This is a genomic window from Streptomyces sp. NPDC006624, assembly GCF_040611555.1.
Lineage (GTDB): Bacteria > Actinomycetota > Actinomycetes > Streptomycetales > Streptomycetaceae > Streptomyces.
The window spans coordinates 1-8,900 of the sequence record NZ_JBEXOM010000045.1 but is presented as its reverse complement, the minus strand read 5'-3'; the positions used below and the strand labels follow the sequence as shown (position 1 = coordinate 8,900).

The 8,900-nt window shown below is 73.0% G+C and carries 6 protein-coding genes; 3 read left to right on the top strand and 3 right to left on the bottom strand.

Going from position 1 to position 8,900, the window contains the following annotated elements:
- Positions 1–114 precede the first annotated feature (114 nt).
- Positions 115–1,977 (bottom strand): sigma-70 family RNA polymerase sigma factor, encoded by a 1,863-nt coding sequence (locus tag ABZY20_RS36980; RefSeq protein ID WP_356447894.1) that lies wholly within the window; start codon positions 1,975–1,977, stop codon positions 115–117.
- Between the two features lie 271 nt (positions 1,978–2,248).
- The gene (locus ABZY20_RS36975) at positions 2,249–3,004 is read right to left on the bottom strand and encodes a helix-turn-helix domain-containing protein (protein ID WP_356447892.1); all 756 of its coding nucleotides are present in this window, start codon (positions 3,002–3,004) and stop codon (positions 2,249–2,251) included.
- A 374-nt stretch (positions 3,005–3,378) separates the two neighbouring features.
- On the opposite strand from ABZY20_RS36975, the gene ABZY20_RS36970 reads away from it, so the two are divergent.
- Both ABZY20_RS36970 and ABZY20_RS36965 read left to right on the top strand, forming a co-directional pair.
- Positions 3,379–4,758: an NAD(P)/FAD-dependent oxidoreductase gene (locus ABZY20_RS36970; protein WP_356447890.1), complete on the top strand. Its 1,380-nt coding sequence runs from the start codon at positions 3,379–3,381 to the stop codon at positions 4,756–4,758.
- A 172-nt stretch (positions 4,759–4,930) separates the two neighbouring features.
- Positions 4,931–6,598: a SpoIIE family protein phosphatase gene (locus tag ABZY20_RS36965; RefSeq protein ID WP_356447889.1), complete on the top strand. Its 1,668-nt coding sequence runs from the start codon at positions 4,931–4,933 to the stop codon at positions 6,596–6,598.
- 12 nt (positions 6,599–6,610) lie between these two features.
- Here the strand turns inward: ABZY20_RS36965 and ABZY20_RS36960 are convergent, their stop codons facing one another.
- Entirely contained in the window at positions 6,611–7,876 is a 1,266-nt protein-coding gene (locus ABZY20_RS36960; protein WP_356447895.1) for an MFS transporter, read from the bottom strand.
- A gap of 122 nt (positions 7,877–7,998) precedes the next feature.
- Here ABZY20_RS36960 and ABZY20_RS36955 point away from each other — a divergent pair, with 122 nt between their 5' ends.
- Positions 7,999–8,547 carry a MarR family transcriptional regulator gene (locus ABZY20_RS36955; RefSeq protein WP_356447888.1) on the top strand — a complete coding sequence of 183 codons (549 nt, stop codon included), beginning with the start codon at positions 7,999–8,001 and terminating at the stop codon, positions 8,545–8,547.
- The last annotated feature ends 353 nt before the right edge of the window (positions 8,548–8,900 follow it).

The window sequence follows — 8,900 nt, the reverse complement described above, 5'->3', positions numbered from 1 at the left end:
CGGCGCGATGGGGTTGCTTATCGGCTGACTGTTCTTTGACGCGCCGACCGCTGCGGGCGGACACCCCCCGGCACGTCCCCTTCCGTGCGTGCGCGAGTGCGGGTGCCCCGTCCGTCAATCGCAGGTGAATCTGGACTCCGCCCAGTCCGCCAGCACCAGGGTGTCCAGGACGCCGCGCGGTTCCACCGCCAGCCGCACGGTGCTGTGCCCGGCGAGGTTCACCCGTACGGGGACCGCGGGGTCACCGGTTTCGATCGGGCCCGATCGCCACAGCCGGACCCCGTCGGCGTAGACGGAGAAGGACACCCTGCCCCGCGTCACCGTCAGGTCGTCGACGCCTACGAGTGCCTCGTAGGAGGAGCAGGAGCGGTTGAGGTCGATGGTGACCGAGGAGCGGCCGTGCACGGTGACGCCGTGGGCGTAGCGCTGGTCCGCGACCGACAGGCCGTACCGCTTCCAGACCCAGCTGCTCGCGCCGAGCCGCATCTCGGGGCCGGTGCCGTCGCCGCCGAGGTCGTACGACAGCTCGTTCCACTGGTAGACCGCCGGGGCGGGAGGGGGTGTGGGGGAGGGCGGCGGAGGTGGCGGAGGTGGCGGGGTCTGGGTCGGGGGTGGCGTGGGTTTCGGGGGTGGGGTGGGGGTGGGCTTGGGGGTGGGTGTCGGGGTTTTCGGGCTGGGGCTGCGGGGTGGTGTCGGGGCGGGGGACTGGGCGCCTACGGGCACGATCTCCGGGGATCGGGGGGCCGGTGCCGAGGGGGAGGGTGTGGGCTCGCCGGGGCGTACCGCCGACGACGGCGGCGGGGGAGGAGGCGTGTTCCGCGCCTCGTCCTGCGGCTTGTCGTGGCCGGCCAGTGCCATCACCACCGCGGCCACGACGCCCACGGCGACCACCCCCGCCGCGATCCCGGCCTTCACCGGTGCGCCGACCCCCTCCGAGGCCGCTGCGCCCCCTCCGGCCCCACCGGACGATCCGGCCACCGCCGCTCCGGCCCCCGCGCCCCCGGCGATGAGTCCGGCCGCCTTGGCGTACCCGGCGGCGCCGAACCAGCCGATGACGGCGAGCGGCACGACGGCCGGGATGCCGGCGGCCACCTCCTCGATCTGCAGCGCCGCCAGCCGGCACCGCGCGCACTCCTCCAGGTGCTTGCGCAGCCCCCGCTCGGCGCGGGTGCGCAGCCGTCCGCGGGCGTACGTGCCGAGCTGGTCGGCGTAGCGCGCGCACTCCTCGTCACCGGTGAGCGTGGCGCTGACGTGGGCCTGGAGGTAGGCCTGCTTCAGGCCCTCGCGGGCCCGGCTGGCCAGCACGCGGGTGCCGTTGGCGTCCAGCCCGAAGAGGGGGGCGACCGCGCTGGGCGACTCGTCCTCGACCTCCGTGTGCCACAGCACGGCCTGCCACCGCTCGGGCAGCGACCGGAAGGCCCGCATGGCCAGGGACTGCTCGGCCTCGTGCATCGCGCGTACGTCCGCGCCCAGTTCGAGGGTGTCGTCGTCGGAGCCGCGCGTGGACTGGGCGGCGAACACCGCGAAGTCGTCGACGAGCTGCTCGCGCCGCGCCGACCTCGTCCAGGAGGCGGCGACCCGGCGCATGGAGGTGAGCAGGTAGGCGCGGACGGCGTGGGTGGGGCCGGAGCCGCCGCGTACCGCCTGGAGCATGCGGGCGAAGACCTCCGCGGTCAGGTCCTCAGCGGTGTGCTCGTCCCGGCAGCAGGTGCGCGCGTACCGGCGCACGGCCTGGGCGTGGCGCCGGTACAGCTCCTCGTACGCCGTGTCCTCGCCCGCGCGCATCAGGGCGATGAGGTCGGCGTCGGACGGCGGCACCTCGCGCGGCGGCGGCAGGACACCGTCCTCGCGCCAGGCCCGGACCGGGCCGTCGGCGGGAACGCCTCCGCGCCCGCCCTGGGGCGGCACCTGTGGCGGGGTGCCGCCGGCCGTGGCGTCACCCTTGCCGCTCGACTCGTCCCGCCCGTCAGCACTCATCGCGGAACGCCCCCGCCAGCCGCCCAACCCGTCCAGACCACCGCGTCAGCCTGCCACAAGGGCTTCCAGGGAGAACCCTGGAAATCGGACCATCACTCATCCGTGGGGGATCGCCGCACGCCGGCACTGGCCATCACCCGTTCGGGGAAGGCTCTCTCTTCGGCGACCGGCTGGCCAGGGCCCGGACGCCGGGCTGCACGCCCGGGCGTCCGGGTCCCGATGGCTCACCCGGTCTCGGCTTGTGGGATCACCCCGTGGACCACCGGCCCGCTCACGCAGGCCGGGACCGCAGCCCCTCCAGCAGGATGTCCAGCAGCCGGGCCGAGGCGGCCGCCTGCTGGGCGGCGTCCGGCAGCGAGGGCGCGGCCGTCGCGATGACCAGCAGGACATCCGACACGGACACGTCCGCCCGCAGCTCACCCGCCGCCCGGGCCCGCTCCACGAGCCGGCCGACGACGTCGAGCAGCGCCGAGGTGCCGGCGTCGTCCTCCGGAACCGGCGCGACCGCCACCGGCTCCTCGGGCACCAGCCGCAGCTCGGTCCCGCCCGGCTGGGTCCGCTGCTGCGGCACCCGCGGACCGCCGGTGCCGTCCTCCACGGAGACCCGCAGCACCTGCGGCGGCAGCAGCCGCCCGGCACCGGAGGCCACCGACGTGCGCAGGAAGCGCGACAGCGCCGACCACGGCTCGTCCTCCTGCCCGAGCGCCGCACGCGCCTGGTCGGTCAGCCGGGCGGTCTCCTCCTCGGCTATCCGCCGCACCAGGACGTCCTTGCTCGGGAACCGCCGGTACACCGTGCCCACGCCCACGCGCGCGCGGCGCGCCACGTCCTCCATCGGCGCGCCGTAGCCCAGCTCGCCGAAGACCTCACGCGCCGCACGCAGCACGTGCTCCAGATTGCGCTGGGCGTCCACGCGCAGCGGTGTGGTGCGCGGGCCGTCCCCGCGTCCGCCGGCCGCCGCGCTCATCGTCGCGCCACCCGCCGTGAGAGCAGATGCGGACGACCAATGAGAATCCTGAACATGCATACACATTCCCCCGGTAACGACGTCTCCCCCCGGAGACTCTCCCCGCCATTCGATGCCGGGACGAGGGAACAGGCCCGTCCCGCGGCCCGCCCGTCGCGGACCCGGTGAGCACATCCCCCTACACCCCGTCGACACACGAACATAGTTGAGAGGGGGTCAATTCAGAAGGGGCAGGTTCCGCACGGAGCGCCCACCGATCGGAGTACGGGTCGTATACGTCCCGAATGTGCCCCCGCACGCCCCCCTCGCCACCCCTGCTGACCTGCACGAACCCGACACGGCTCGGCATTCCGGCCAACTCCGCGCGCCCTCCCGCTCCGGTCACACAATTGGTCGAGGCTGTGGACAAACGCAAGCGGCGGGTGCGTCATGGGATGGTGAAGGAACGTGCGCGCATTCTCGTTGTCGGTGGCGGCTACGTCGGGATGTACACGGCCCTGCGCCTGCAGCGCAGACTGAAACGGGAACTGGACCGGGACGAGGCCGAGATCACGGTCGTCACCCCCGACCCGTACATGACCTACCAGCCGTTCCTCCCCGAGGCCGCGGCGGGCGCCATCTCACCGCGCCACGTCGTCGTACCGCTGCGCCGCGTCCTCGACCGGTGCCGCATCGTCATCGGCGAGGCCACCGCCGTCGACCACGCCGCCCGCACCGCCACCGTCACCACCCTCGCCACCGACGAGGAGGGCACCGGCGGGCAGCGGCTGTCCTACGACGAGATCGTCCTCGCCCCCGGCTCGGTCTCGCGCGCCCTGCCGATCCCCGGCCTCGCCGACCACGGCATCGGCTTCAAGACGGTCGAGGAGGCCATCGGCCTGCGCAACCACGTCCTGGAGCAGATGGACATCGCCTCCTCCACCCGCGACCCGGCGATCCGCGACGCCGCCCTCACCTTCGTCTTCGTCGGCGGCGGCTTCGCCGGTGTGGAAGCGCTCGGCGAACTGGAGGACATGGCCCGCTACGCCACGCGCTACTACCACAACGTCCAGCCCGAGGACATGAAGTGGATCCTCGTCGAGGCCTCGGACCGCATCCTGCCCGAGGTCGGCGAGGAGATGGGCCGCTACACCGTCACCGAGCTGCGCCGCCGCAACATCGACGTCCGCCTGCGGACCCGCCTGGAGTCCTGCGCCGACCGGGTCGCCGTCCTCAGCGACGGCGCCCGCTTCCCCACCCGCACGGTCGTCTGGACCGCCGGCGTCAAACCCCACCCGGTGCTCGCCGCCACCGACCTGCCCCGCAACGACCGCGGCCGCCTGATCTGCACACCGCAGCTGTCCGTCGAGGGCACCCCGCACGCGTGGGCCGCGGGAGACGCCGCCGCCGTCCCCGACGTCACCGCCGGCGAGCCGGGCCGCGAGTGCGCCCCCAACGCCCAGCACGCCGTCCGCCAGGCCGAGGTCCTCGCCGACAACATCGTCCACACCCTGCGTGGCGAACCGCTGACGACGTACGAACACGCCTACGCCGGCTCCGTCGCCTCGCTCGGCCTCCACAAGGGCGTCGCCCACGTCTACGGCCGCAAACTCAAGGGCTACCCCGCCTGGTTCATGCACCGCGCCTACCACCTCAGCCGCGTGCCCACCTTCAACCGCAAGGCGCGCGTGCTCGCCGAATGGGCCCTGGCCGGTCTGTTCAAACGGGAGATCGTCTCCCTGGGGTCACTCGAACACCCCCGGGCGGAGTTCGAACTCGCGGCCGGTGGAAAGCCTTCTCACGACGCACCGCACAACCCGAAGGGGTCGTCCTGACCGGACCCAGGAACTCCATGGGCCGGCCCGGCGTCTGAGGGATGTCGGTCCGGTCACGCACTGCCAGACTGGTCCACCACCACGGGTGTGCCACGGCTCGCCCCGGTGCGGGCCCCCGGGGCCCCGGCCGGTTCCGGTGCCGGCCGCCGACCACTACACGAGGCAAGGATTCGTGAACTTCACGCGCTGGAGCGCCCGGCTCCCCGGAACGCAGCGCCGCGCCGCAGCGCGGACCGAGCAGACGGCCTCCCCGGACCGGCGGGGGGACAGCTCCGTACCCGCCGCCCGTGTCGAACAACTGACCGACGAAGCCCCGTCCCTGCCCGCCGTCGACGACCTGCGGGTGCGCGAGGTCCTCGACCGCGTCCCGTCCCTCGTCGCCCTGGTGCACGGCCCCGACCACCGCATCGCCTACGTCAACGACGCCTACACCACCGCCTTCGGCGTACGCCCTCTGGGCGAACGCGCCCGCGAGGCCCTCCCCGAACTGGACGCCCTCGGGCTGTTCCCCCTCCTGGACCAGGTCCAGCGCAGCGGCAAGCCCCGCACGGTGAAGTCCCGCAAGGCCCCCGACGGCCGCTCCTACACCTTCACCTGCACCCCGGTCGCCGAACGCGACGGCACGAACGGCGCTGCCGGCCGCGGCGTCCTGGTCTTCGCCACCGACGTCACCGACCACGCCGAAGCCGCCGAACGCCTGCGCACCAGCGAACGCCGGCAGCGCGAGACGGCGGTCACCCTGCAGCGCTCCCTGCTCCCCCAGGAGCTCGAGGAGCCGGACGACCTGCGCGTCGCCGCCACCTACCACCCGGGCGGCACGGAGGCCGCCGTCGGCGGCGACTGGTACGACGTCATCACCCTCGGCGGCGGCCGCACCGCCCTCGTCATCGGCGACGTCATGGGCCGCGGGGTCCGCGCGGCGGCGGTCATGGGCCAGCTCCGCACGGCGGTGCGCGCCTACGCCCGCCTCGACCTGCCCCCGCACGAGGTCCTGCAGCTCCTCGACGGCCTGGCCGCCGAGATCGACGCCAACCAGATCGCCACCTGCGCGTACGCCGTCCACGACCCGAACGAGGGCAAGCTCGTCTACGCGTCGGCCGGTCACCTCCCCATCCTCGTCCGCGACGAGAACGGCACGGTCCTGCGCGCCGACGAACCCACCGGCCCCCCGCTCGGCACCGGCGGCTGGGTGCACACCTCCGGCTCGATCCCCCTGGGCCCCGGCTCCACGGCCGTCCTCTACACGGACGGCCTGGTCGAGCGCCGCGACGCCGACCTCGACGAGGGCATCGCGGCCCTGGAACGCGCCCTGGCCGGCGCCACCGGTACCCCCCAGGTCGTCTGCGACCGCCTGGTCCGCTCGGCCGGAGTGACACCCGACCACGACGACGACGTGGCCGTCCTGGTCCTCCAGCACCCGGCCCGCACCGGCCCCGCGAGCGAGCTGTTCCGCAACGCCGCCCTGGACCTGCTCGGCGGCGTCGAAGCGGCCCCCCGCGCGCGTGCCTTCGCCTCCGGCGTCCTGACGAGCTGGCGCTTCCCCGCGGACCTGCACGACCTGGGCGTGCTGGCCACCAGCGAACTGGTCGCCAACTCCCTGCAGCACGGCACCCCGCCGATGCGCCTGCGCCTGCGCCGCACCGACCGCCGCCTGATCATCGAGGTCACCGACGGCGACGACCACCTCCCCAGGCGGCGCCGGGCGGAACCGGGCGACGAATCGGGCCGGGGCATCGCCATCGTCGCCACGATCGCGTCGAACTGGGGCTGCCGCCGCACCCCGGGCGGCGGCAAGGCGGTCTGGTGCGAGTTCGCCCTGCCGCGCCTCCCGATGCCGTAGCCCGGCGGGGGATCAGACGTCCGCGGACACGGGAGCCCCGCCCCGCGCCACGACCCGGCTCCTCGCCTGCCACGGTTGGTCCTGCTCCCGGGTCAGCTGCCGACCCAACCGCAGGGCGAGGACGGTGATCCCCAGGGAGAACAGGAAGAACGCCACGATGTACGGAGCGTGCAGCGAGGCCCCCAGCGGCCCGCCCACCGCCGGCCCGACGGCCAGCGCGAGCTGCTTGACCAGGGCGAACGCGGAGTTGTACTGCCCGGCCATGCCCTCCGGCGCGAGATCCGCCACCAGCGGGGCCACGGTCGGCGACAGCATCGCCTCACCCAGCCCGAACAGCGCGTACGTCGAGACGAAGGCGGCCGTCGCCATCTCCTGGCTCCCGTGCCCCAGCCCCGCGTACCCGGCGACGGCCCACGCCACGGCCCAGATCAGCCCCACGGCCGCGATCACCCGCGAGCGCCGGCGCCGCTCCACGAACCGCAGCACGGCGAACTGCGCCACGACGATCACCAGCGTGTTCGCGGCCAGCGCCGTCCCCAGCGCCGACGTCGATATCCCGGCGGCCTCCACGCCGTACGCGCTCAGCCCCGACTCGAACTGGCCGTAGCAGGCGAAGAACAGCACGAAGCCCAGCACGCACAGCTGCACCATGGCCCGGTTGCCCAGCAGCTGCTTCCAGCCGCCCCGCCCCGACGCCACCGGCGCACCCTCGATGCGCGGCGCGTGCGGCGTCCGCACGGTCGCCATCACCACGACCAGCAGCAGGAACATCGCCGCCTCGATCGCGAAGAGCAGGGTGAAGGACGCGGCGCTGGTCGCGTCGACCAGATGACCGCCGATGAGCCCGCCCACCCCGAGCCCGAGGTTCTGCAGGAAGAACTGCATGGCGAACGCACGCGACCGGGTCTCCGCCGACGAGCAGTCCACGATCATCGTCGCCAGCGCCGGCTGCATCACGGCCTGCCCCGCCCCCAGCAGCGACGCCGACACCAGCACGGCCGCCGCACTGCTCGACAGACCCAGGGCCAGCGCACCGGCGGCGGCCGTGACCAGGGCGGTGAGCAGCACCGGCAGCGGGCCGCGCCGGACGATGGCCCGCCCGGCGAACGGCAGCACGATCAGCGCGGCCACAGCGAAGACGGCGAGCACCAGGCCCGCCGTCATGGCTCCCAGCCCCCGCACCTGCGCCACATAGACGTACAGATACGGGACCGTGAAGCCGAGCCCGAACGCGCTGAGTGCGTTGCCCACGTGGATCCGGCGCATCGCCGCGCCCATCGCCCTGGTCACGTTCACCTCTCTCAGAAGTTAGGAGTGAAGACTTCGAAACTAAAGTTCGAAGCTAAAGAGTACAGATCGAAGGACTTCAAGGCAAAGAGAAGGCGTGCCATACTGCGCCCATGGGCGACACCGCCGGCCCCAGTGAGCCGACCCTCGAAGAGCAGATCGCCGCGTACCAGCGCGAGTTCCAGGACCTGGACCCCCAGGTCGAGCAGATCGTCTCGGCCCTGTCCCGCCTGAACCGCCGCATGAACGTCGCCTACGGCCGTCAGACCTCGGCGCTCGGCATCAGCAACGCGGAGTGGGAGGTCCTCAAGGCCCTCGTCCTCTCCGGCGCGCCCTACCGCCTGGGCCCCAGCGACCTGGCCAAGCGCCTCGGCCTGACCCCCGCCGCCATGACGCACCGGATCGACCGCATGGTCGGCGAAGGACTGGTGACCCGTGAGCGGGACGAGACGAACCGCGTCCGCGTCATCGTGGAGCTGACATCCGAAGGGCGGGAGAAGTGGCTGGAGGCGATGCGCCTGGCGTCGGTCTTCGAGGAGGACCTGCTCCAGGACCTCTCCCCGGGGGAGCGCGCGGTCCTGGGCGAAGTGCTCACCCGCCTGCTGCGCCGGGTCGAAGACGCCCAGCCCGACGCCGGCGGACGCCTCACCGACCTGGACTGACACCCGACGAAAAGATCTTGACAGGGGGCGCTTGACAGCCCCCTGAGCGATCCGTAAGGTTCTTCGGGTTGCCGCGGAGCCGTAACGGTTCTTCGTCAGCACTTCCGCCGCTTCAGCGGCACCAACCATCAGCAAGATCGATCCCAGCGGGGTTGTATTCGGCGTGCCCGAATTCAATTCGAATGGGGACTCGACGTCCTGATCGACTGCCGGTCGGCAGCGATTTTGGAATCGCCGAGGGACCGCGCTAAGGTTGGACACGTCGGAACGGCCCAACAGCCGCGAAGACAAGCCCCTCTGACTGGGAATCAGGCCCGAAAGGATCTGATAGAGTCGGAACCGCCGGAAAGGGA

What these genes read in the sequence shown, in the direction of transcription:
- ABZY20_RS36960 (WP_356447895.1), bottom strand. Translation starts at nt 7,876, where the DNA reads ATGGGCGCGGCGATGCGCCGGATCCACGTGGGCAACGCACTCAGCGCG.
- ABZY20_RS36955 (WP_356447888.1), top strand. Translation starts at nt 7,999, where the DNA reads ATGGGCGACACCGCCGGCCCCAGTGAGCCGACCCTCGAAGAGCAGATC.
- ABZY20_RS36975 (WP_356447892.1), bottom strand. Translation starts at nt 3,004, where the DNA reads ATGCATGTTCAGGATTCTCATTGGTCGTCCGCATCTGCTCTCACGGCG.
- ABZY20_RS36970 (WP_356447890.1), top strand. Translation starts at nt 3,379, where the DNA reads ATGGTGAAGGAACGTGCGCGCATTCTCGTTGTCGGTGGCGGCTACGTC.
- ABZY20_RS36980 (WP_356447894.1), bottom strand. Translation starts at nt 1,977, where the DNA reads ATGAGTGCTGACGGGCGGGACGAGTCGAGCGGCAAGGGTGACGCCACG.